The organism is Gracilibacillus massiliensis, assembly GCF_001458115.1.
GTDB lineage: Bacteria > Bacillota > Bacilli > Bacillales > Amphibacillaceae > Gracilibacillus > Gracilibacillus massiliensis.
Window position 1 is genome coordinate 225,596 of record NZ_CZRP01000012.1, and the last position, 22,990, is coordinate 248,585.

Sequence of the window (22,990 nt, forward strand, 5' to 3'; positions counted from 1 at the left end):
ATGTTTTATAAAAAAAAGCGTTTGTTTATATTTTTAATTTCCTTAATTATTATTGTAGGATTAATTGGTTTTTCGTTAAGAGAAAGATCGAATTTAACGATAATGGAAGATTTTATTCATGACACAGTCGGGTGGATACAAGAAGTTGTAAACAAACCAATAACTTTCACAACAACTTTTGCTAATAATGTTAAAGAGATAAGAAATGTGTATCGGGAAAACCAAAAGCTCAAATCTAGTTTAGAAGAGATGCGTCAATTAGAATATGAAAACCAAGAATTAACAAAGGAAATGAATGAACTTAAGGAAACTTTAGAGAAAACCGATTCTGATTTTTTACAAAGTTTTAATTCAATACAGGCATCTGTTATAGCTAAAAGTAAAGATCAATGGTTTAAACAAATTACCATTAATAAAGGTACACAAAATGGTGTAGAACCTAATATGGCTGTGATTACCGGTAAAGGTATGATAGGTAAGGTGCAAAATAGTTCTCCATTTACGTCAACTGTTTTGTTACTAAATGGTTTTGACCGGTCTAACAGAATTTCTGTAAATGTAGATGTGGAAGACGCAGAAACGGATATTGCTGGATTTATAGTGGGTTATGAAGAGGAAACCGATAATTTGTTATTAGAATTAAATGATAACAACCAAAATTTAGCGGAAGGTCAGTATGTTTTTTCTTCCGGATTAGGTGGTGTATTTCCTAAAGGACTTGAAATTGGTGAAATTGTAGAAGTAGAAGCGGATCGCTATGAATTAACTAGTATTGCTTATGTAAAACCTTCAGCAGATTTAGAACAATTAAATCATGTGATTGTAATTGATCGAAACATGACAACCCTTGATGAGCAAGAAGAGGAGGGCGAATCATGAAAAACATGATCCCCTTTCTAATTGCTATTATTTGTTTTGTTTTCGTTATATTGGAAGGTACATTATCCTTATTGAATATGACTTTATTCGCTGATGATTGGATGATTGTCTCACATTTTATGTTTTTGTTTTTAATTTATGTCACTATTTATTTTGAAAAAACAACTACTTTTTACGCAATTGCTTTCTCCATCATCTTTTCTTTTATAGTAGATATCGTCTATACAGATGTGATTGGTGTTTATGTATTTGCGTATACATTGGTATTGTATGTGATTAGGGTCTTTATGAAAGTGCTACAATCCAATTTTATAATAGCGATACTTATCACAATATTTGGGATAGTAACTACAGACATTTTGATCTTTTTCCTATATAATATTATACAAATACACCAATTAAGTTGGGAAGCTTATTGGCAAAATAGATTGATTCCAACTGGTATATGGAATTTAATCGCTGGTTTAATTATATATATCGGATTTGCAAAAAGATTACAGAAATGGTCGTTCATTAGATTTGAACGGGCAGATTGATTATCGGTAGTGATCGTTTTAAGGGGTTGAAAAGTTGTGGCAACAAATAAATGGATTACAATCAAGGGAACAAGAGACGGTCTGACCCTTTTTATGAATGATAACTGCTCGTGGGAAGATCTTCTAATGGAATTAGATGAAATTCTTTCTACCAAACACATGGCAGTTGATGAACCACTAATCACAGTGAAAATTAAACTCGGTAATCGTTACATTACCCATGAGCAAGAGCAATCATTACGTGACATTATACGTAAACATAATAAACTAGTTGTAGATCAAATTGTTTCGAATGTTCTTCTTAAGGAAGAAGCATTGAATTGGAAAGAAGAAACAGATGTAAAATTACATAATAAAATGGTTCGTTCTGGACAAGTACTTGAAGTTAACGGTGATGTATTGTTAATCGGTGACGTCAATCCAGGAGGAAAAATCATTGCAACTGGAAACATATTCGTTTTGGGTAATTTAAGAGGAATTGCACATGCTGGGGCTAAAGGAAACAGAGAAGCTGTCATTGCTGCTTCTTATATGGCTCCAAGTCAACTAAGAATAGCAGAAATTATTAGTAGATCTCCAGATTCAGATAAAGAAGGAGTCCCAATGGAATGTGGTTTTATTGAAAAAGATGGTGAACAAATTATAATGGATCGAATCAGTTCTTTAGTAAAATCTCGTCCAGAATTAAATGCTTTTGAAAGGAGAATTATGAATGGGTGAAGCAATAGTTATTACTTCAGGCAAAGGTGGTGTCGGTAAAACGACTACTACTGCAAATCTAGGAACTTCATTAGCATTACTAGACAAGAAGGTATGTTTAATTGACACAGATATTGGTTTGAGAAATTTAGACGTTATAATGGGTTTAGAGAATCGTATTATATATGATATTGTGGACGTTTTAGAGAAGCGATGTAAAATTTCACAAGCCTTAATTAAAGACAAGCGTTTTGATTGTTTATATTTACTTCCAGCTGCACAAACGAGTGATAAGTCAGCACTAACACCCGAAGGTATGGTAGAAATAATAGACGAATTAAAACCAGATTACGATTACATATTAATAGATTGTCCAGCAGGGATAGAGCAAGGTTATAAAAATGCAGTTGCTGGTGCTGATAAAGCAATTGTCGTCACTACACCAGAAAAATCAAGTGTACGAGATGCGGATCGAATTATTGGATTACTGGAACAAGAGGATATCGAACCACCTCACTTAGTGGTGAATCGCATTCGAAACCATATGGTGAAAAACGGCGATATGCTTGATGTAGATGAAATTGTTCAAGTATTGTCGATAGATTTATTGGGTATTGTTGCGGATGATGATGATGTAATTAAAGCATCCAATCATGGGGAGCCGGTCGCCTTCCAACCAAATACAAGAGCATCGATTGCATATCGAAATATCGCAAGAAGAATTCTAGGCGAGTCTGTTCCATTATTATCTTTAGAAAAGAAAGAAACATTTATCGATAAAGTCAAAAAAGCATTCGGCATACAGAAATAACCAAAACTGGGCAACCAAAGCCCAGTTTTATTTATATTAGACACAAACTGCAGAGTAGTGACAATTTTGAAAGTATGATGAGTGCAAGGCAAAAGCTCCGTCCATTTACTTCGCTTTCACCCAAGGGCACAAGTGCAACATCTACTCAAGCAAAGCTTTCGTAGTGTTTTCTATGCCGCCGGGCGTCACCTCAGCCTCCTCGGCAGAAAATCACTGCCTGTGGGGTCTTCGGAAGACGCTTAACACGTGCGGAGTCTACGTAAATGGACTACGCTTCAATAGTGTTCTACAAATTAAGAAACAGCTAGAATGTTGATATTACTGCAATTTTCCTCGTACTTGAACAGACATCTAACAAAGCAGAGGAAAAATGCGACACTCCTGGGGGAACAGCACGAGCTGAAGATCCACTTGGTAAAATGTTTTTCTTTACCAAGTTAGCTTCAGCCGTGCCCCCGGAAAGGGAGTGTTTTTCCGTAGCGTTGGATTAGCACTCATCTCAATACTTTTGCCAATAATCCTATCAGGTACTTTACAGTTTAGTTTTAATGTGTTTTTTGTTAAATCGTTGCATCTATTCATATTACTATAGTTGTCCACATATACTTGTACAAACGTTGGTAAAGGAATGGATGCTGATGAAAAAGAATAATCTTTCACAAATTCGCCAAAATATTTCAAGACGGAAGCTATCGAAAAAGAAAATTTCTGCTACTCGATTATCACAAATGAAAAACACGTCTTTTTTTAACCAAAATTCGATGGAAGACGAAGAGCGTCATGGATTCTCGCCTACTATGAGTCAATATCAAGGAGGGAAGGATGAATCTGCCTACTTACGACCTTTTTTAGTGAAAAGTGTGATTGCTGCCATTATATTTTTTATTACAATGGTTTCCATGTCAACAGATCACAAGTTACTTGAGCAACCAAAGAATTGGACAACCTATGCAATGACCGAAGAATTTCCTTTTGCTACCGTGAATCAGTGGTATCAAGCAAGGTTTGGTGCACCGTTCGCACTTGAAGCAGATCTGGGAGGAAGAGAAGATCATCAGCCAACAGCGCTACCCGTGTCAGGTCAAATAAGTCAGACCTTCCAAGAAAACGGGGAAGGTATAATGATCTCTTCTAATGATGAAACAGAGGTTATTGCTGTCGATGCAGGAACGGTACTATTTGCCGGTAACGATCGAGAAACAGGAAAAACTGTGGTAGTGCAGCACCCTGATCAAAGTAAGTCCATTTATGGCAACTTAACGGATGTCAATGTCCACTCTTATCAATCGATACGGGCCAATCAGCAAATCGGAAGCTATCAACCGGAAGAAACAGAAGTCGCAATGTATTTTGCAATCGAAAAAAATAATGAATTCTTAGATCCAATTCAGGTGATACAAGTTGATGAACAACCTTAGATTACCACCGATTCATATTCACCCTATTTTATTTTTCTTTATCTTTCTTTCGATTGCGACAGGAATGTTAGTTGAATTACTGGTTATCTTTATTATCGTTCTCATACATGAAATGGGGCATTATAGTTGTGCGCGGTTTTTTAATTGGCGAATTCGGCGCATTTTTTTGTGGGTTTTTGGAGGGGTTATGGAAACCGATGAATACGGAACAAGACCGCTAAAAGAAGAATGGCTTGTTACCATTGCAGGGCCTATGCAACATATTTTTATCTTTATTATACTATATGGAATGGAACAGACGAACCTATTACCTGATTCAACGATAACCTTAGCCTATCACTACAATACGTTTATACTTATTGGAAATCTGCTACCGATATGGCCTCTTGACGGTGGAAAGCTTGTCCAGCTATGCTTGGATTCTTTTTTTTCTTACCAGATATCTCATCAATGGATGATTTCGATATCTATGGTTAGTATTGTAGGTGTGAGTATAGGCGTTTATTTGTTAGATTGGTTTTCTTTAAGTTTTTGTTTACTTATGATTTTTTTTATTTTGGAAAATCGATTAGAATGGAAACAACGATATTATAAATGGTGGCGCTTTTTATGGAATCGTTATAGTGAGGTGACTTATTTTCCAAAAGTGAAAATATTAGAAGTATCAACAGATATTCGTTTAATTGATTTGTTCCGTTTGTTTAAAAGGGATACCTTTCATGAAATTAAAATGTATGACAAAAACGGGAACATCCACCTCTTAACAGAAAAGCAATGTTTACAAAATTACTTTGATAATAAAAATGTTCATGCACGCATGGAACAATTAATTACAAGCTAGGAAGAGAAAAAATGAAAAAATTACATTTCCATACAAGTTTATCAGAAAAAATCGGATTTTTATTTGAAGACCAGCAATGTAAAGATATCTTTATTGACCGAATAACGGATGATGCTCGTTTAGGTTCGATTTATCTTGGAAAGATTCGTAATGTGGATCAAAGTATCTCAGCGGCGTTTATAGATATCGGTGTAGATAAGGTCGGATTCTTACCATTAAGCGAAATACCTTACTTGAAAGATGAGGATTATCATCTAACAGATGGTGCGAGTATTATCGTACAGGTGGCGAAAGAAGCTTATCAAGATAAAGGGCCGAGATTGACGGCAAACATCACACTAACAGCGACAAATGTGATTTACTTACCATATGGCAGCTATATCGCAGCTTCCAAGAAATTATCAGAAACAACCGCTGATCATTGGAAACAAGTGATGAAGGAAGAGCTATCGGATTACGAAGGTTTAATTTTACGTACTAGTATCGAGAAGGCAACAGAGGAAGAATTGGAAGAAGAACTTAAGAAAGTGAGAAATCGATGGCAGCGGTTGAAAGATGTTACCAAAGCTAAAAAAGCGCCAACTTTACTTTTTCAAGTTCCCTTAGTTCCAGACCAGGTATTAAATCAATATCAGAGTCTAACATTTGCTGATATAACTTTTAATAATCGTAAAACACTTGAGAACATGAAAACGGCATTTCCGAAGTTATCAGATCAGATGAGGATTCGAAAAGAAGCGGATCAAATCGCAGGTAAGGATATTCAATATTGGTTGTTAGAAGCGATTGAACCTATTGTGCGAAAGCCGGATGGTATTACGCTTACCGTTGAACAAACAGAAGCTTTAACAGTAATTGATATTGATAGTAGTAAATTTACAAGCCGTCAAAATAAAAAAAATACGGTTTTTCGAATTAATCAACAAGCGATTCGTTATTGTGTAGAAGAAATACAAAAGCGTAATCTATCAGGTATCATTCTGATCGACTTTTTGAAAATGGCAAAAAAAGAGGAAGCACTTCTCTTAAAAGAAATGAAGGCAGTTTTAAAAGAAGATCCGATCCGCTCTGAAGTATTTGGTTTTACTCGTCTTGGGTTAATGGAGTTAACAAGAAAAAGAGAACGAACGGGCTTACTGCAATTACTAACCAACCATTCTTCTCGTATACAGCATTCGCTCTCAACAGAAACAATTGCTTATCAGTTGGAGCGGGAATTAATAAGCTGGAATTATTCGAACATTGAAAGTCTATTAATACGTTGTGATCATGATGTTGCATTATTTTTTAAGCGTCATTTAAAAGAACGGATAGAATCTAACATACATTTTGATCTCTATTGGCAGTTAGAGAAAACTGATACTGGGTATGATGTGATCCGTTCTGGAAGTGATACTTTAATAGAGGCTTACATCAAGGAAAATAAGGAAATAGTGATTGACAGGGTAGTCTGAAATATGGTAAGATCGTCTTGTTGTTTATGTAGCACCCGCTACTGCAACCGCGCAGAACAGGTTTTAAAAGCTTGTTAAAAGCTACCTGTATGGCGAGTCTGAGTTATATGAGGAGGTGCAAGAGAATGTACGCTATTATTGAAACTGGTGGAAAACAAGTAAAAGTAGAAGAAGGTCAAGTAATTTACGTAGAAAAGCTAGCTGCTGAAGCTGGTGAATCTGTAACACTTGATAAAGTACTTGCAGTAGGTGGAGATGACGCTAAGTTTGGTACTCCATACGTTGATGGAGCTTCTGTAACTGCGAAAGTAGAAAAACAAGGCCGTCAAAAGAAAATTACTGTATTCAAGTACAAGCCAAAGAAAAACTATTCACGTAAACAAGGTCATCGTCAGCCATATACAAAACTTACAATTGAAAAAATCAATGCGTAAGGTTTTTGTTTTATGATAAACGTGACAATTGAGCGTGAGCAATCGTATATTAAATCATTTACACTGACAGGACATGCAGGAAGTGGTCCAGAAGGGCATGATTTGGTTTGTGCCGCTGTATCTGGAATTACTTTTGGAGCTGTCAACGCAGTGTTTACGCTATGTGAGATTGATTTGGACATTGACCAGGCCGGTGATGAGGGCGGATTTTTAAAAGTTGTTGTTCCAGATCTCAACAATGAATCACTTTTGAAAAAAGTATCATTGTTATTTGAAGGAATGGTGGTTTCTTTACAAACCGTTGAGCAGGATTATGGTCAATATATATCCATCTCTGAAAAATAAGGAGGTGCAAAAACATGTTACGTCTAGATTTACAGTTTTTCGCAACGAAAAAAGGTGTAGGTAGTACAAAAAACGGTCGTGACTCTGAGTCGAAACGTTTAGGTGCTAAACGTGCGGACGGTCAAGTCGTTTCTGGTGGTTCAATTCTTTATCGTCAACGCGGTACTAAAATCTACCCAGGTGTAAACGTTGGCCGTGGTGGAGATGACACACTATATGCTAAAACAGATGGTGTAGTTAAATTCGAACGCCTTGGACGCGATCGTAAAAAAGTTAGTGTATATCCTGCATAAGGACATTAAAAAAGGCTCTAATCTTTTAAGGTTAGAGCCTTTTGTTTTAAGCAAGGAAAGTATATAATCCACGGTATCAAGGTATTTGTTATCAAAGTAGTCATTTTGAGATGTAGTGTGTAGTAATCCACTGCTACGGCTGTCCACTTCCCTTTCCGTGGCGTTTTCCCTTCAGCTAACTTTTTCGAGCACAAACCGCTCAAAAAAGTGGATCTTCAGGGAAAACAGATGCCACAGGAGTGGAAGCGGACGGCCTTGGCTATGAAGTGGTTCTACAACGTTTGTAACAGCTAACATGTTGAGGTTTATGAACAACAATATGAAAAAAACTCGCCATTTCACTACTTACTCCCATTGTAGTGGATCATTTAGCGCAGGCGGCCACTTCGACTCCTAAGGGATCAGCGTGATCTGAAGATCCACTTTTGTAAAGTGAACTTCTTTACAAAAGTTAGCTGAAGACACGCCCCTTGGAAAGCGAAGTGGGCAAGCCGTAGCGGGTTTTACATCTATTATCAATTTCAAAATTACTACTAAAAGGACCGGGTGGGCTTTCCCGGTTTTTCTTTTGAGAAAAAGTAACCAGTGCTTTTATACATATAGATGAAACAATAGCTTTAATGTGCTATAATTTGCTTATTGTGTGAGGAGTGAGCGGTTTGAAAGAACAAGATGTAGTCGAAATGTTGCGTCATTATCGACATGATTGGTTAAATGACTTGCAGCTTATTTTGGGCTATGCTCAATTGGGGAAACTAGATAAAATACAAAGTAAAATAACGGATATAATAGATAGATCGAATCAAGAGCGTGGCTTAGACCGCTTAAACATACCGAAAACATTTGTATGGCTCTATCAATTAAATTGGAGATCGGATTCATTTGAACTGCAATTTCAATCTTTGATGGATCAACAAACGGTAATTATCGATGATGATGCCTTATTATCTAACATACAAAAGATATTTCAAATATTACCTTCTTATCAGAAGGAATATCAGCAATATAACGGAACGCTTATTTTTAAAGAATTGAATCATACGTTACATATTCACTTAACCTTCGATTTGGACTGGAATGATTTATCCGCACTAAAACAGGAGTTACAATCATTACCATTTATCAAAGCAGTAAAAGAAGAGAAACTATTACGTATCGAATGGCAAGAATAAAGAAAGAAGGTGAGACAGCATGTTTGTCGATCAGGTAAAAGTATATATAAAAGCTGGTGATGGTGGAAATGGTATGGTTGCCTTCCGCCGTGAAATATATGTCCCAATGGGGGGACCTGCTGGTGGTGATGGTGGAAATGGTGGTGATATTGTCTTTGAAGTAGATGAGGGATTAAATACATTAATGGATTTCCGCTATCAAAGGCATTTTAAAGCAAAACGTGGCGAGAACGGTATGAGTAAAGGCATGCATGGTAAAAACTCTGATCCACTTGTGTTACCCGTTCCACCTGGTACGACGGTTCGTGATGTGGCAACAGGAGAAGCGATTGCCGATTTAATTGAACATAAACAACGAGCAGTGATCGCTAAAGGTGGAAGAGGTGGAAGAGGTAACATTCGTTTTGCTTCACCAAGAAACCCTGCGCCAGAAATGGCTGAGAATGGCGAACCAGGTGTAGAACGAGATATTCAAATTGAATTAAAATTAATTGCTGATGTAGGTTTAGTCGGATTTCCTAGTGTCGGCAAATCCACATTATTATCAACCGTAAGTGCTGCCAGACCAAAAATTGCGGACTACCATTTTACCACTCTAGCTCCTAACCTTGGTGTTGTAGATACCGCAGATCAGCGCAGTTTTGTTTTAGCTGATTTGCCAGGATTAATAGAAGGTGCACACGAAGGAATTGGGCTAGGACATCAATTTTTACGACATGTAGAAAGAACTCGAGTTATTTTACATGTGCTAGATATGGCTTCAACTGAAGGTCGTGATCCTTATGATGACTTTGTGACGATTAACAAAGAATTAGAACAGTATGATCCAACACTGTTAGAACGTCCGATGATCATTGTTGCTAATAAAATGGATTTACCTGAAGCTGAGGAACAGCTTGCCTTTTTCAAGGAACAATTAGAAGAAGACTACCCGATTTTTCCAATTTCAACGGTAACAAAAGACGGTATTCGTGACTTATTATTCGAGGTAGCCAATAAGTTAGATGAAATTCCGAAAAATTATCAGCCGATTGAAGAGAAAGAGGATCGCGTAGTCTATCGATTCGAAAAAGAAGAAAAAGCCTTCTCCATTACGAGAGATCCTGATGGAGCTTATGTATTATATGGTGAAAAAATAGAGAAGTTATTTAAAATGACTGATTTTAGTCGTGACGAATCTGTACAACGTTTTTCCAGACAGTTACGAGGTATGGGAGTCGATGAGGCTTTGAGACAAAGAGGCGCAGAAGATGGCGATACCGTTCGACTACTTGATTATGAATTCGAGTTTATGGAATAATAGAAGAGATATTTTGTAGCGTGATCATCCGATCATATAAAGGGGAATAGTGGATGTCTGCGAAAAAAGAAAAGTTCTATTTAGTAAGAGAAGATTTTTTACCCGACGGAATGAAGAAGACGTTGGAAGCTAAAAAATTAGTAGAAAGTCATAAAGTAGATTCGATTCACGAAGCGGCACGTCAGGTTGGAGTTTCTCGCAGTGTTTTTTATAAATATCGTGATGCTGTTTTTCCGTTTCAACATATGGTAAAAGAACAAATGATTACATTATTTTTTCACTTAGAAGATCAAACAGGAGCATTATCACATTTATTGTCGGTGGTGGCACAAGCGGGATGTAACATCTTAACCATCCACCAAACGATACCAATACATGGAAAAGCAAACGTAACATTATCTTTAAATACAAATGGAATGACAGCTGAGATTGATCAACTATTATACGATCTTAAACAAATTGAATTTGTTAATCAGGTGGAAATCTTAAGTTCAGGTGTATCATAAAGTGAATGTCAGACAGTTATACTGTGATACTGAGAGAGCTTATAAGCAGTGAATTTTTCGTGATCAACTAGGGGGAGCAAGTAATGACAGAAACAATTGGATATCTAGGACCAAAAGGCACTTTCACCAAAATAGCGGTCGACTCGATGTTTAATGGTGAAGTGAAAAATGGCTACAGTACAATACCAGAATGTATTGACGCTGTTGTAAATGATGAGGTAACCTATGCCGTTTTACCTCTAGAGAATGCAATTGAAGGTACCGTCAATATAACATTGGACTATCTAATTCAAGCTGAAAAAGTAAAAATAGTAAGTGAAGTGATTGTTCCAATCCGTCAGCATCTAATGGTTCATCCAGATAATGTTGATAAGTGGGAATCTCTTGAAACAATTTATTCTCATTCCCATGCAATCGCACAGTGCCATCAGTTTTTACGTAAGAAATTAGAGCATGTTCCAGCACAGTCGATGACTTCAACAGGTGCAGCAGCAGAATTTGTGAGTAAGCATCCTGATCAGAATATCGCGGCTATCGCGAACCATTTAGCTGCCAAAGAATATGGACTTTCTATTGTTAAAAAAGATATTCATGATTTTGATAATAATCACACTCGTTTTGTCGTATTGCATAAAGATCAAAGAGAATTAACGTCAAATAAACTTGAAGAAAAAGGCTATAAAACAACAGTGACAATCACCTTGCCATCGGATCAGCCTGGTGCTTTACATCAAGTGTTATCAGCCTTTGCATGGCGAAATTTAAACCTATCTAAAATAGAATCCCGTCCGATGAAAACTGGTTTGGGTAACTACTATTTCTTAATTGATATCGAGCAAAAGATGGATGAAGTGTTAATACCAAATGCCATCACCGAAATGGAATCATTAGGTTGTAAAGTATCGGTATTAGGAAGTTATCCCTACTATTTGCATAGTGGAAACGGCGTAACGCTTGCGGTATAACCAACCCGCAAGCGTTTTGTTTTATAAGGTAGGAAAGCATATAATCCTCGGTATCAACGTCTTTTCACTGTAGCCATTTTGAAATATAGTGAATATTAATCCCTCGCTACGGCTGTCCACTTCCCTTTCCACGGAATTTTCGCCTAAGCTAACTTTAGTAAGCACAGATCGCTTTCTAAAGTGGATCTTAGGCGAAAATCATCCCGTAGGAGTGGAAGCGGACGGCCTACGCTATACAATAGTTCTACATTGTTTGTGACAGCTAACTTTTCGAGTTTTATTAGCATAAAAGTCGCGATATCCCTACTTACACTGATTGTAGCGTATTATCTAGCGCAGATGGCCACTTCGACTCCTAAGGGATCAACGTGATCTGAAGATTAACTTTTGTAAAGTGAACTCATTTACAAAAGTTAGCTGAAGTAACGCCCTCAGGTCTAGGATACACCCCGAATGTTTGCTTGAGCAAATGTTGACTTATGCCTTATGGGTAAAAGTGAAGTTGGCAAGGCTTAGCGGGTGTTACACCTATTTTTTATTTCAAAATTACTACTAAAAGGACCGGGTGGTTTTCCTTACTCTACTATAAACCCTTTTTCTTTTAATGCCTGATAAGCTTGGTCGATCTTTCGTTCTTCGTTGGCAACAATGGTATGATTATGTACGCCGTCTGTCAGTTCTAATAAATATGGGGCGTTTTTAGCCTCTATTTTATTGACAAATTGATCAACATCCGCTCGGCTGCTAATCAGAAGAGATGCCTTCAAATCCCCATATATGGGATGTTCGATCACCACATTCTCAACGGTTGCCCCAAAGTCAACAATCGTATATAACTCTTCTCTCGTTTCATTTCGATCATGTTTACATGCAATAACACGACGATAGTCTTCATTTGCATCATCCATTTTCATATATAGATATCCATTACTAGTAGCAATAATCGGATGATCCTGTGCTTTTAATAAGGAAATGTCCTGTACAATAACCTGTCGACTTACATTCGCTTTTTCAGCCAGATCTGTTCCGGTTAAAGGAATTGAGCTATTTTTCAACCAGGTAACAAGACTTTCGCGTCGTACCTTACCAGTTAACTTTTTTCCCATAATCTATTCTTTCCTCCTTCATTCGCGCAAAAATTCTATTCGATATTTCGATAATTTGTGAAATATCCTGTTCTGTCGTTAGATGGCTAAAGGAAAACCGTATGTATCGTTTACCTTCTTCTCTATCAGAAATAAAAGGTGTAATAGATCTTGGTATATCTGCATATCCAATACTACACGCACTGCCTGTTGAAATATCAATACCATTACGATTATATTCTAGCATGACATAGTCTCCTTGCACAAAGTCTGCTATACATCCAACAATACTAGGACATTGCTCAGGTCCGGTGATAGGGCGTAAGGGCACTTGATGCTTTTCTAATTTTTCACAAAAAAGCTCTCGTATATAGGCTAGGTGTTGTTTGTTTTGATTGATCTGTTGCATTTGCTCTAGAGCAGATGCTGAAAAGGAAGCAATAGCTGGAACATCTACTGTTCCAGGTCTCAAACCATGTTCATGATTTGTGATCACAGGATGTGGTGATAGTGTCACTTCTGGGTGAAAATAAATAGCCCCCACACCTTTTGGACCAAATACCTTATGGCTAGAGATCGTTAAACAATCAACATAAGGCAAAATGGGTTCTAAATTCATTTTACCAAATGATTGAACGACGTCACTATGAAAATAGATGTTTTTATCTTCTAATTGTTTTCCTATTTCTGCAATTGGTTGTATGATCCCTGTTTCACCACTAACATGCTGAATGGAAACTAGGCTTGTATGCGGCTGAATAGCATTCAAGAGCTCTTCTATGTTAATTTGTCCATCCTCGCCTAGCGGAAGAAAGGTAACTTCAAATTCTTCTGATTTTGATAACTCCTTTAAATGATAATATAGAGAACTATGCTCTGCTTCTGAAGCAATGATATGTTTTCTCCCTTTAATAGGGGATGCACGAAGTAAGGTATCAATTGCTAAAAGGTTACTTTCTGTTCCACCACTAGTAAAAACAATTTGTCTTGATTGTGTATGAAAGATTTCTGCTAGTATTGCTCTTGCTTTTTCTAATATATCCATCGCTTTCCCGCCTGTATCATGCAAACTACTTGCATTGCCATAAAAGTTTTTCGCAACATCTTGATAGACTTCTAAGGCAATATCAGACATTGGAGTTGTTGCTGCATAATCACAATAAACCATCTAATCTTCCTTTCGTGAAAAAAAATACTTGTCTTATTAGATATTATATGTAAAGATATCTGTAAAGACAACTGTAAACTGGAGTGGAAGAATTTGCGACAAAAAGTAGTTATTATAGGAGCAGGCATTGCGGCACACGTTCTGGCTAGTAAATTATATAGCCACGCTGACGTCACCATGATTACAAAAAAGAAATGGAACAATAGCAATTCTTTTCGCGCGCAAGGCGGAGTTGCAGCAGCTATCGCTACTAATGATCATTGGCGCATGCACTTAGAAGATACTTTAAAAGCAGGTGTATATCATAATAATCAAGCGATAACAGAATTGTTGGTAAAGGAAGGACAAGCTATTTTAAAAACACTGCTAGGGCAAGGCTTTCCAGCGGATAAAGACATGAGTGGTCAAATTTTATTGGGAAAAGAAGGGGCACATAATAAGCGAAGAATTATTCATGCTGGTGGTGATCAGACTGGGAAATATGTCATTCAATACTATCAGCAGCTTTTACGAAATAAGGTAACGTTAATAGAAAACCAACTAGCAGTGGATTGTGTGATAGAGGAGGGTTGTTGTAGAGGTATCATAACAATCGATAACAAGGAAGAGTACATATTTCATCAAGCAGATCATGTTGTAATTGCTACAGGTGGATATAGCGCGATTTATGATACAACATCCAATGATGAAACAACTACAGGAGATGGAATCGCAATTGCCTATCGAGCAGGTGCTGCTATTAGTGACCTGGAATTTGTCCAATTTCACCCGACGATGCTTTCTATACCGGAAAAGCAAAACTTTCTCATCTCAGAAGCAGTAAGAGGGGAGGGAGCGATTCTTATTGACCGTGACGGAAAAGCAATTATGGAGGGAAGGCATCCTCAAAAAGATTTAGCACCAAGAGATGTCGTTTCAAGAGTAATTACATCTGAAATTTTTAATGGTAATGACATATTTTTAGATATTAATCATGTTAACCATTTTTCTCAAAGATTTCCTTTTATTACATCAATATGTGAAAGGTATAACATAGATTGGAAAAAAGGTATAATTCCGGTTCAACCAGGTGCCCATTTCACAATGGGGGGAGTGGAAACGAATGAACATGGAGAGACCAGTATTCCTAGACTATACGCTGTAGGTGAAACAGCTTGCAACTATGTTCATGGTGCAAATCGTCTTGCTAGTAATTCCTTATTAGAAGGGATTGTCTTTGCTACAAGATTAGCGGATTTTATACGTAATCAAAAACCACTTACATCAAGTACAGCAGCTTCAATTACACAAAAAGAAGATATGGGCAGTTTCGCTCTTCCAGAAAAAGCTGTTCTTAGAAAAAGGATGACTGCTTTTGTTGGCATTAATCGAGAATCTAATAGTCTAAGAAAAATGTCAGACTGGTTAAGTCAATTTATCATTATCAAAGATAAACAACTTTACCATCATTCTTTTTCAAAGAAGCAAATTGAACTGCAACATATGTTGCTTGTTGCGAGTTTAGTAACCAAGGCAGCGGAAATTAGAACAGAAAGTAGAGGTGCACACTATAGAACAGATTATCCTGCTCTTGTAGCGACTTGGCGAGAAAAAAGAGTATATCATCAGTTAAAAAGAGGAGTTGAAGTATGAATCACCTAGCATTAAAACAACAATTAAAAGCTTTTTTCAATGAAGATATAGGTAGCGGAGATAAAACTTGTGAGGCACTATTTCACGACCACTACCAAGAAGGCCATGGCAAATTTATTGCAAAACAAAATGGTGTGTTTGCAGGAGAAAAAATTTTGCAAGAAGCGTATTCACTTTACGATTCTGATATTGCTGTAAAACTACCTAGAAGAGATGGGGATATCGTACAAAAAGGAGACGTAATCGCCGAAGTAACAGGTAAGTATCACCACTTATTGACATCAGAAAGAGTTATTTTAAATTTAATTCAGCGTATCAGTGGAATAGCAACGATGACACAAAAAGTAGTGAATGCTTTAGGTAACGACAAAATAAAAGTAGTCGATACGAGAAAGACAACGCCAGGCTTGCGAATGATCGAGAAATATGCCGTTCGTTGTGGTGGTGGTTTCAATCATCGATTTGGTTTGGATGATGCGATTATGTTGAAGGATAACCATATCGCTGCTGTCGGTTCCATTGAAGCAGCTGTAAAGAAAATCAGAGAAGTATCAGGCCATATGGTAAAAATTGAAGTCGAAATTGAACAGGAACAACACTTACAAGAAGCAATTGATGCTGGTGTGGATGTGATCATGTTTGATAATATGTCGTCAGAGCAAATCAATCGTCTTATTGATCAAGTGCCAACTCATATTCTCACAGAAGCGTCAGGTAACATTACATTAGAGAACATCCATCATTATAAAGAAACTCGGGTCGATATGATTTCATTAGGTTTTTTAACCCATTCGGCCCCAGGATTAGACATTAGTTTTAATCTAACGGAGGGAACGAAATGAGTATAGCATCCTTATTTACAACACATCAACAATTACCGGAAAAGTATCAACAAATGGATGAAAATGAAATGAAAGAACGAATAACAGCTATTAAACAACAAATGGGTGATTCGTTATTTATACCAGGGCATCATTATCAAAAAGATGAAGTAATTCAATTTGCTGATTCCAGAGGAGATTCATTGCAATTAGCGCAAGTGTCGGCACAGCAGAGTGCTAGGTACATCGTTTTTTGCGGGGTCCATTTTATGGCAGAGACAGCGGATATTTTAACTAATGATCAACAAAAGGTCATCCTACCAGATATGCGTGCAGGGTGTTCGATGGCGGATATGGCAGATGATCAGCAAACAGAAGAAGCATGGGAAATACTATCAAGTTATTATGGAGATACTGTACTGCCACTAACTTATGTAAATTCAACAGCAGCGATTAAATCGTTTGTAGGAGAACACGGTGGAGCAACTGTTACTTCATCTAATGCTAAGAAAATGGTCATGTGGGCATTGGAACAAAAGCAACGATTATTATTTTTACCTGACCAGCATTTAGGTCGGAATACAGCAGTAGAATTGGGAGTTCCACTTGATCAAATGGCAGTATGGGATCCGATTGCCAAGCACTTAGAATATGAAGGGGATAGAGATAATGTTCGTATTATTTTATGGAAAGGACATTGCTCCGTACATGAGAACTTTACCGTTAAAAATATCAAACAAGTTCGTACAAACCATCCCAAGATGAACATTATCGTTCACCCAGAGTGTACATACGAAGTGGTTCAACAGTCGGATCAATCTGGCTCAACAAAATATATTATTGAAACGATTAAGAATGCACCAGCAGGAAGTGAGTGGGCAATTGGAACGGAAATGAATTTAGTGAACCGGATTATCAAAGAGCATCCAGATAAACATATCATTTCCTTAAATCCTTTTATGTGTCCGTGTCTAACGATGAATCGAATTGATCTTCCTCATTTACTTTGGTCATTAGAAGAAGTGCAACAAAATAAATCGACGAATCAAATAACAGTAGATGACAATATTGCTAGAAATGCAAAGCTGGCGTTAGATAGAATGTTGTCTCTATCTTAATAAAAAAAGAAGGATATCAAGATAATTATACAGATATCCTTCTTTTTTTATTCAACATTTTAGGCGTATTGCATATGTTGTTAAAGAAGATGGATTAGACCGAGACAAATGCAGTTCCATACTTAACATACAGAAAGGAGAAATTATTTTGAAAATTCATATTGTGCAAAAAGATGAGACATTATGGAAAATTGCGCAAAAATATGGTGTGAGCTTAGATAATGTTATCGCGGCTAACCCCCAAATTTCAAATCCTGAAATGATCATGCCAGGAATGAAAATTAAAATTCCTACTGCTTCAGACAGTAAACAACAAACAGCACCAGGAAGTAAAAAGCAGCAAGTTGCACCAACACCAAGTCCCACTGCCAAAAAAGATAAACAAGAAGTAAAACCACAGAACCAAATTTTACCGTCAATTGAAGAAGACGAAGACAAGAAATGGGAACCACTTAAAAAGGAGATGCCAGCATTGCCTATTCATTTTAATAAGCAACAACCAGCACCACCACAGCCAGCTCCAACGCAAACATCTCAGGATTTAAAATGGACGCAACTAACAAATAATTTTGAAACAAATATTCATCCGATGCAAATGATGGAGGATGAAAATGATGTGGCAGGGGTACAACAACAAATGAAACCTCAACACCAACCTATGCCACAACCGCAACAAATGCCGATGCCTTCACACCATCAAATGCCAATGCAAGCACCCTGTTATTCAAAAGATGGTATTCCATACGGATTTGGCAATAGTGGACCAGGCCCTATGGGTATGGGTCACATGCAACCATATCCTTTTCCAGATGAATCACAGCCTCAAGTAATGGGTGCACAGCAACAACCAATGCAAGGTTGGAATCAAGGTCAAATGCCAGCTATGAATCATCCTCAAGGTCAATATGGCCAGCAAATGCCGTGGGGACCTTCACAAATGCCACAAAATCAAGGAATGCCAAATATGTCACAACAACCAATGCAACAAATGATGCCACAACAAATGCAAAATCAACAAAACATGCAACAGCAACCACAGCAAATGCAGAATCAACAAAACATGCCACAACAAATGTCTGGTGAGCCAATGATTCCACAACCAGGAATGCCTAATTTTCCATTAATGCCGATGCCATATGGTATGCAAGCACCCCAGCAAATGCCATTCCAACCTTATGGACCAGGTCAACCAATGAAAGACGATTGTGGTTGCGGCGGAAACAGAGAAGAATAAAGATCAAAGACGATTCTATATTAGGATCGTCTTTTTTTTTTTGGAAAAACTCTTTCATAAATTAGAACATACTATTTAAAAATAACTGATATCTTTTTTAACGATTTATCTCTTATTTTCAGTTGAAAATGACTATACATACTAAAAATTAAATATGGAAATAGTTTAAAAAATTAACTTCTTGTGAAAGAATTAGTATTTTATTGTTGAAAATATAGTTTGAAAAACTTGCAATAAGTGAATGAATGAAAGAAGGGAGCTGATCGGAATGTGGTGGAAGGATTCTTATTTTAAGTATATTACAGCGTTAATTCTTTTACTAATTACTATCTTTTTTATGAAATTGATGAATATGTTTGATCCTTTTTTGACGATATTTAAAACTTTATTTTATCCGATTTTAATTGCTGGATTCTTATTTTACATACTACGTCCAGTTGTGGAGTTCATTTCTGAAAAGTTACATGTACCAAACGTCGTGGCGATCGTCATTACATTTATCTCGGTGGGAGGCATCCTGTACGGTGCAGGATATTCTTTAGCATCGACGATGAGGAAGGAAGTTGAGGACTTTTCCCATTTACCGAGTAAGCTAAGAGAAATGGCTGATAAAGCGAAGATGGAAGTGGAGAAAAAGGATATGGGATTGCTTTCGCCGAATTCAATTGAACATGAAATAACCCAGTATTTTAGTAATTTAACACAACGGATGGGCGAGCACTTCACTGAAATTTTCACGACGGTCATGGGGGCTGCTACTCTTATGATTATAGTCCCTATATTAGTTTTTTTCTTTTTGAAGGATGGAAATAAGTTTAAGCTGTTTGCTACCAAATTTTTAAAAGATGAGAAGAAACAGGAGGCAAAATCACTGTTATCGAAAGTAGATAAAACGATTGCTGCTTATATTATCGGTCAAGTAACCGTGGCGTTTGTTGATGGGATACTCATGTATCTTGGCTATCTCATTATCGGATTACCGTATGCAATTCTACTCGGGATTTTTGTGATGGTGACCGCTGTCGTTCCATTTTTTGGACCTATTATTGGGGTGGTTCCTGCATTGATTGTGGCATTAATGCAAGATCCAGTGATGGCAATTTATGTATTAATTATTTTAATCGTAGTGCAACAGTTGGAAGGGAATTTAGTGGCACCAACCGTGCTGGGGTCTCGTCTGAAAGTTCATCCGCTGACGATTATATTATTACTGGTGATCGCAATGCCACTAGCTGGATTTATTGGTATGGTGATAGTAGTACCTCTATATGCAGTAGGAAAAGTACTAGCGATTAATTTAGTGAAATATATTAAATTATACCGGGATACGATTCGTCCGGAAAAGGGCTGAATGAATAGACAAGCTTAAAGATGGTGAAACAAAAGTAAAAGGTAATTAAAGTGATCGGGGAACATAATGTTTTTTGTAGATATAAATTAAAATCCAGAGTGTGAATAGCACGTTGATTTTAAATTATCAGTTGTTATGATAAAGTAAAGACAGAAATAATTAATAGATAGATTCAGAGAGGTGAGAAAGCATGGCAGGGCATTCTAAATGGAAAAATATCCAGAGACGTAAAAATGCACAAGATGCAAAACGCGGAAAAATTTTTATGAAACACGCAAAAGACATTTATATTGCAGCAAAACAAGGTGGCGGTGATCCAGACATGAATCCAAGTCTTCGTCTGGCTGTCGATAAAGCAAAGTCAGACAATATGCCAAACGATAATATAGATCGTGCAATTAAAAAGGCTACAGGGGACTTGGACGGAGCTAATTTTGAAGAATTAACTTATGAAGGTTATGGACCTGGCGGAACAGCTGTCATGGTGGAAGTATTAACCGATAATAAAAACCGTACAGCATCTGAACTGCGCCATGCCTTTAGTAAAAATGGAGGCAATTTAGGTGAAAATGGCTGTGTTGCTTTTATGTTTGATCGAAAAGGATATATTGTGATCGATCAAGATAAAACGGATGCAGATGAAGATACCATGATGCTAGAAGTAATTGAAGCGGGTGCAGAAGAAATGGAAACCGCAGATGGAGCTTATGAGATTTACACAGATCCGGAAGATTTTCAAGACGTAAAAAGTGCTCTTGAAGAAAGTGGCTTTACACTTGAAACTGCTGAGATCACAATGATTCCACAAACTTTATCAGCTGTAGATGAAAGTGATGGAAACAAAATGGTTAAGCTTGTCAATATGTTAGAAGACATGGAAGATGTACAAGAAGTACATCACAATATGGATGCTGACGATGAAATTATGGCACAAATATAATATCTATTTTCACCATTAGATCTATTTTTTGAATAAATTTGTGATAAATACTAAACTGTCTCCTTAATCAAGGTGACAGTTTTTTTACGTGTTATAAAACTTCGGCGCTAGCTAAGAGACTAGGGAAATGACAATTTTTCAAATAAAATGTAAAACTACAATCACTAGATAAATATTGCCGAAATGGTTATATTTCCTGAAATTGGACACCCTAAATAGTAACAATACTCGAATGGAGGGGTCTTTATGGGAAAGTTTTGGTTGTTATTAAATGGTGTTGTCGTTTTAATCATAGGGGTCATCGGGTTTCAAACGCTACTTAATACAGAAGAAATCGAAAAAACTGAAGAGGGAGCACCAGTAGTTGCTCAAGACCCATTAACAATAGAACTCACTCTAGAAACGCATTATATAGATGGGAAAGTTGAACGGGAACATTTTGAAGAAACAATAGCTTCGATGCAAGATTTTTGGTCTGAGTATGAAGAGTGGCAAGTGATGGAGCAAAAAGAAGGTTTTATGCGTTTTCGAAAAGAAGTCGATGATATTTCTCCCTATTTAAAAGCGAATGGATACTTTGGCATTAAAGATGGTACATTAACTATCTTCGAAGGTGTACCTCTACAGGAAGCAGCTGTGCAATCCTTTTATCAAATTGACACAGAAGAGTTGGAAACACATCTATACGAGAAGCTGAAAGAGGGCATAAAAATCGACAACAAACAAGACTATACAGAAGTATTAGAAACATTTCGATCTTATCAGAATGCAGAGGCAGTAAGTAGTTGAACGGTGATCACTAACCGTTCAACTTTTTTACTTTATAGGTTGTAAATATACCTATCATGGCGATAAACGTCATAGATGCCATTATTTGATACATTGTTTGAGAACCGAAATTGTCAAAAATAGTACCACCTGTAGTACCGCCGACTGCACCACCTAAACCAAAGCAGGTTGACATTAACAATGCTTGTCCGGTACTTCTTAATCGATTTGGTACAAAGCTGACTGCTGTTTGTAACGCTACTAACCAGAATAATCCAAAGGTAAGCCCCTGAGATATTTGTAAAAAGACAATCCATTCAGCAGATTCAATAAATCCGTACAATAACCAGCGGAGCGTAAATAGCATTGCTACAATTCCTAACAGAAATAAATGATGAAATTTCATTATTTTTTGAGTCAAGAAATAAAAAACTGGTACTTCACTGAAAGCTGCTAAGCCCCAAGCAGCACCAATCATAAAAGTAGTTGCTCCTAAATTCTCCAGATGTAATACCAGCATCGTGTCGTTCATCCGATGAGGAATCATGACTAAAAAGCATAAGAAAAGAAATAACATGAAATTTTTATTGCTTAATACTTCTTTTACACCATTTAGGGAAACCGGATCTGCCGAATGGTTATTATCTTTTAAGAATAGTGTTAATGAAATTAATAATAAAATTAAGACCCAAAAGACGATATAAATATTTTTAATGCCGATGAAACCTAATACCGGACCAGAGGCCACTGCCGTTAACGCAAATCCAATAGACCCCCATAAGCGAATTTTTCCATATTCTCCACGCTTTTTGCTTCCTAAGCTCTTGATCGCCATACTATCGAGTAAAGGTCCAGCAGGCGACATCACAAAATGGAATAGCATAAATGAGAAAAAGACAACAATATAAGAGGTACTAAAAAAAATACTAAAACTTATTGCAATTACTGCAAAATATAAAAATAATAATAAACCTTTAATCGTTTTATATTTGTCACTTATGTAACCAAAAAATGGTTGTGCAATGATACTTACCATGGGGGCAATCCCTAAAATCGTTCCAATCTCAACAGGAGAAAATCCTCTAAAACTTAAGAATAAAGGTAAAAATGGAAGTATAAGTCCTTTGTTACTCATATTAAAAAAAGTTAACGCTTTCAAAAATCTCAGCTGTCTTGTCTTTGTCATAAAAGCCCATCCTTTTTCTTTTTTCATTGTAATA

At 36.9% G+C, this 22,990-nt stretch carries 24 protein-coding genes and 1 other annotated feature; of the genes, 21 read left to right on the forward strand and 3 right to left on the reverse strand.

Features of this window, described 5'->3' with window-relative positions; genetic code table 11:
- The 14 genes from mreC (at position 1) to pheA (ending at position 11,653) form a co-directional block, all read left to right on the forward strand.
- Positions 1 to 879 (forward strand): rod shape-determining protein MreC, encoded by an 879-nt coding sequence (mreC, locus tag BN3107_RS08705; RefSeq protein ID WP_058307245.1) that lies wholly within the window; start codon positions 1 to 3, stop codon positions 877 to 879.
- A complete protein-coding gene (gene mreD, locus BN3107_RS08710) occupies positions 876 to 1,415 on the forward strand; it encodes a rod shape-determining protein MreD (RefSeq protein WP_058307246.1) in 540 nt (179 codons plus the stop codon). The genes mreC and mreD overlap by 4 nt, the downstream gene beginning before the upstream one ends.
- Before the next feature lie 36 nt (positions 1,416 to 1,451).
- Entirely contained in the window at positions 1,452 to 2,135 is a 684-nt protein-coding gene (minC, locus tag BN3107_RS08715; protein ID WP_077065084.1) for a septum site-determining protein MinC, read from the forward strand.
- The gene (gene minD / locus BN3107_RS08720) at positions 2,128 to 2,925 is read left to right on the forward strand and encodes a septum site-determining protein MinD (RefSeq protein ID WP_058307247.1); all 798 of its coding nucleotides are present in this window, start codon (positions 2,128 to 2,130) and stop codon (positions 2,923 to 2,925) included. The genes minC and minD overlap by 8 nt, the downstream gene beginning before the upstream one ends.
- 638 nt (positions 2,926 to 3,563) lie before the next feature.
- A complete protein-coding gene (locus BN3107_RS08725; RefSeq protein WP_058307248.1) occupies positions 3,564 to 4,343 on the forward strand; it encodes a M23 family metallopeptidase in 780 nt (259 codons plus the stop codon).
- On the forward strand, positions 4,330 to 5,184 hold the full coding sequence (locus tag BN3107_RS08730) for a site-2 protease family protein (RefSeq protein WP_058307249.1): 855 nt from the start codon (positions 4,330 to 4,332) through the stop codon (positions 5,182 to 5,184). The genes BN3107_RS08725 and BN3107_RS08730 overlap by 14 nt, the downstream gene beginning before the upstream one ends.
- Before the next feature lie 11 nt (positions 5,185 to 5,195).
- Positions 5,196 to 6,638: a ribonuclease E/G gene (locus BN3107_RS08735; RefSeq protein ID WP_058307250.1), complete on the forward strand. Its 1,443-nt coding sequence runs from the start codon at positions 5,196 to 5,198 to the stop codon at positions 6,636 to 6,638.
- A 35-nt stretch (positions 6,639 to 6,673) separates the two neighbouring features.
- Positions 6,674 to 6,748 (forward strand) — a sequence feature (ribosomal protein L21 leader region).
- 15 nt (positions 6,749 to 6,763) lie between these two features.
- Complete coding sequence (gene rplU, locus BN3107_RS08740) at positions 6,764 to 7,072, forward strand: 50S ribosomal protein L21 (RefSeq protein ID WP_058307251.1); 309 nt, start codon at positions 6,764 to 6,766, stop codon at positions 7,070 to 7,072.
- Between the two features lie 12 nt (positions 7,073 to 7,084).
- Positions 7,085 to 7,417, forward strand: coding sequence for a ribosomal-processing cysteine protease Prp (locus BN3107_RS08745; protein ID WP_058307252.1), 333 nt, complete (start codon positions 7,085 to 7,087; stop codon positions 7,415 to 7,417).
- A gap of 14 nt (positions 7,418 to 7,431) precedes the next feature.
- Positions 7,432 to 7,710 (forward strand): 50S ribosomal protein L27, encoded by a 279-nt coding sequence (gene rpmA, locus BN3107_RS08750; protein ID WP_058307253.1) that lies wholly within the window; start codon positions 7,432 to 7,434, stop codon positions 7,708 to 7,710.
- Positions 7,711 to 8,369: 659 nt separating this feature from the next.
- The gene (locus BN3107_RS08755) at positions 8,370 to 8,882 is read left to right on the forward strand and encodes a Spo0B domain-containing protein (protein ID WP_058307254.1); all 513 of its coding nucleotides are present in this window, start codon (positions 8,370 to 8,372) and stop codon (positions 8,880 to 8,882) included.
- 19 nt (positions 8,883 to 8,901) lie between these two features.
- Positions 8,902 to 10,182, forward strand: coding sequence for a GTPase ObgE (gene obgE, locus BN3107_RS08760; protein ID WP_058307255.1), 1,281 nt, complete (start codon positions 8,902 to 8,904; stop codon positions 10,180 to 10,182).
- Between the two features lie 53 nt (positions 10,183 to 10,235).
- Positions 10,236 to 10,688 carry an ACT domain-containing protein gene (locus BN3107_RS08765; RefSeq protein WP_058307256.1) on the forward strand — a complete coding sequence of 151 codons (453 nt, stop codon included), beginning with the start codon at positions 10,236 to 10,238 and terminating at the stop codon, positions 10,686 to 10,688.
- Positions 10,689 to 10,771: 83 nt separating this feature from the next.
- Positions 10,772 to 11,653, forward strand: coding sequence for a prephenate dehydratase (pheA, locus tag BN3107_RS08770; protein WP_058307257.1), 882 nt, complete (start codon positions 10,772 to 10,774; stop codon positions 11,651 to 11,653).
- A gap of 575 nt (positions 11,654 to 12,228) precedes the next feature.
- Here the strand turns inward: pheA and BN3107_RS08775 are convergent.
- Positions 12,229 to 12,759, reverse strand: coding sequence for a transcription repressor NadR (locus BN3107_RS08775; RefSeq protein WP_058307258.1), 531 nt, complete (start codon positions 12,757 to 12,759; stop codon positions 12,229 to 12,231).
- Positions 12,737 to 13,906: an IscS subfamily cysteine desulfurase gene (locus BN3107_RS08780; RefSeq protein ID WP_058307259.1), complete on the reverse strand. Its 1,170-nt coding sequence runs from the start codon at positions 13,904 to 13,906 to the stop codon at positions 12,737 to 12,739. The genes BN3107_RS08775 and BN3107_RS08780 overlap by 23 nt, the downstream gene beginning before the upstream one ends.
- Positions 13,907 to 13,999: 93 nt before the next feature.
- On the opposite strand from BN3107_RS08780, the gene nadB reads away from it, so the two are divergent.
- The 7 genes from nadB (at position 14,000) to BN3107_RS08815 (ending at position 21,791) form a co-directional block, all read left to right on the forward strand.
- On the forward strand, positions 14,000 to 15,538 hold the full coding sequence (gene nadB, locus BN3107_RS08785; protein ID WP_058307260.1) for an L-aspartate oxidase: 1,539 nt from the start codon (positions 14,000 to 14,002) through the stop codon (positions 15,536 to 15,538).
- Positions 15,535 to 16,380 (forward strand): carboxylating nicotinate-nucleotide diphosphorylase, encoded by an 846-nt coding sequence (gene nadC, locus BN3107_RS08790; protein ID WP_058307261.1) that lies wholly within the window; start codon positions 15,535 to 15,537, stop codon positions 16,378 to 16,380. The genes nadB and nadC overlap by 4 nt, the downstream gene beginning before the upstream one ends.
- Positions 16,377 to 17,477 (forward strand): quinolinate synthase NadA, encoded by a 1,101-nt coding sequence (gene nadA, locus BN3107_RS08795; RefSeq protein WP_058307262.1) that lies wholly within the window; start codon positions 16,377 to 16,379, stop codon positions 17,475 to 17,477. The genes nadC and nadA overlap by 4 nt, the downstream gene beginning before the upstream one ends.
- 148 nt (positions 17,478 to 17,625) lie before the next feature.
- Positions 17,626 to 18,711 (forward strand): SafA/ExsA family spore coat assembly protein, encoded by a 1,086-nt coding sequence (gene safA, locus BN3107_RS08800; protein ID WP_058307263.1) that lies wholly within the window; start codon positions 17,626 to 17,628, stop codon positions 18,709 to 18,711.
- Between the two features lie 268 nt (positions 18,712 to 18,979).
- Positions 18,980 to 20,062: an AI-2E family transporter gene (locus BN3107_RS08805; RefSeq protein ID WP_058307264.1), complete on the forward strand. Its 1,083-nt coding sequence runs from the start codon at positions 18,980 to 18,982 to the stop codon at positions 20,060 to 20,062.
- A gap of 190 nt (positions 20,063 to 20,252) precedes the next feature.
- Positions 20,253 to 21,002, forward strand: a complete 750-nt coding sequence (locus tag BN3107_RS08810) for a YebC/PmpR family DNA-binding transcriptional regulator (protein ID WP_058307265.1) — start codon at positions 20,253 to 20,255, stop codon at positions 21,000 to 21,002.
- Positions 21,003 to 21,248: 246 nt separating this feature from the next.
- Positions 21,249 to 21,791 carry a BofC C-terminal domain-containing protein gene (locus BN3107_RS08815; RefSeq protein WP_058307266.1) on the forward strand — a complete coding sequence of 181 codons (543 nt, stop codon included), beginning with the start codon at positions 21,249 to 21,251 and terminating at the stop codon, positions 21,789 to 21,791.
- Between the two features lie 10 nt (positions 21,792 to 21,801).
- Here BN3107_RS08815 and BN3107_RS08820 read toward each other — a convergent pair whose 3' ends face one another.
- The gene (locus BN3107_RS08820) at positions 21,802 to 22,956 is read right to left on the reverse strand and encodes an MFS transporter (RefSeq protein WP_058307267.1); all 1,155 of its coding nucleotides are present in this window, start codon (positions 22,954 to 22,956) and stop codon (positions 21,802 to 21,804) included.
- Between the last annotated feature and the right edge of the window lie 34 nt (positions 22,957 to 22,990).

Coding starts and splice junctions, on each gene's coding strand:
- obgE (WP_058307255.1), top strand. CDS start 8,902: ATGTTTGTCGATCAGGTAAAAGTATATATAAAAGCTGGTGATGGTGGA.
- nadA (WP_058307262.1), top strand. CDS start 16,377: ATGAGTATAGCATCCTTATTTACAACACATCAACAATTACCGGAAAAG.
- BN3107_RS08810 (WP_058307265.1), top strand. CDS start 20,253: ATGGCAGGGCATTCTAAATGGAAAAATATCCAGAGACGTAAAAATGCA.
- minD (WP_058307247.1), top strand. CDS start 2,128: ATGGGTGAAGCAATAGTTATTACTTCAGGCAAAGGTGGTGTCGGTAAA.
- rpmA (WP_058307253.1), top strand. CDS start 7,432: ATGTTACGTCTAGATTTACAGTTTTTCGCAACGAAAAAAGGTGTAGGT.
- BN3107_RS08820 (WP_058307267.1), bottom strand. CDS start 22,956: ATGACAAAGACAAGACAGCTGAGATTTTTGAAAGCGTTAACTTTTTTT.
- mreD (WP_058307246.1), top strand. CDS start 876: ATGAAAAACATGATCCCCTTTCTAATTGCTATTATTTGTTTTGTTTTC.
- pheA (WP_058307257.1), top strand. CDS start 10,772: ATGACAGAAACAATTGGATATCTAGGACCAAAAGGCACTTTCACCAAA.
- BN3107_RS08775 (WP_058307258.1), bottom strand. CDS start 12,759: ATGGGAAAAAAGTTAACTGGTAAGGTACGACGCGAAAGTCTTGTTACC.
- BN3107_RS08745 (WP_058307252.1), top strand. CDS start 7,085: ATGATAAACGTGACAATTGAGCGTGAGCAATCGTATATTAAATCATTT.
- mreC (WP_058307245.1), top strand. CDS start 1: ATGTTTTATAAAAAAAAGCGTTTGTTTATATTTTTAATTTCCTTAATT.
- BN3107_RS08815 (WP_058307266.1), top strand. CDS start 21,249: ATGGGAAAGTTTTGGTTGTTATTAAATGGTGTTGTCGTTTTAATCATA.
- BN3107_RS08805 (WP_058307264.1), top strand. CDS start 18,980: ATGTGGTGGAAGGATTCTTATTTTAAGTATATTACAGCGTTAATTCTT.
- BN3107_RS08735 (WP_058307250.1), top strand. CDS start 5,196: ATGAAAAAATTACATTTCCATACAAGTTTATCAGAAAAAATCGGATTT.
- BN3107_RS08730 (WP_058307249.1), top strand. CDS start 4,330: ATGAACAACCTTAGATTACCACCGATTCATATTCACCCTATTTTATTT.
- BN3107_RS08780 (WP_058307259.1), bottom strand. CDS start 13,906: ATGGTTTATTGTGATTATGCAGCAACAACTCCAATGTCTGATATTGCC.
- BN3107_RS08725 (WP_058307248.1), top strand. CDS start 3,564: ATGAAAAAGAATAATCTTTCACAAATTCGCCAAAATATTTCAAGACGG.
- BN3107_RS08765 (WP_058307256.1), top strand. CDS start 10,236: ATGTCTGCGAAAAAAGAAAAGTTCTATTTAGTAAGAGAAGATTTTTTA.
- rplU (WP_058307251.1), top strand. CDS start 6,764: ATGTACGCTATTATTGAAACTGGTGGAAAACAAGTAAAAGTAGAAGAA.
- nadC (WP_058307261.1), top strand. CDS start 15,535: ATGAATCACCTAGCATTAAAACAACAATTAAAAGCTTTTTTCAATGAA.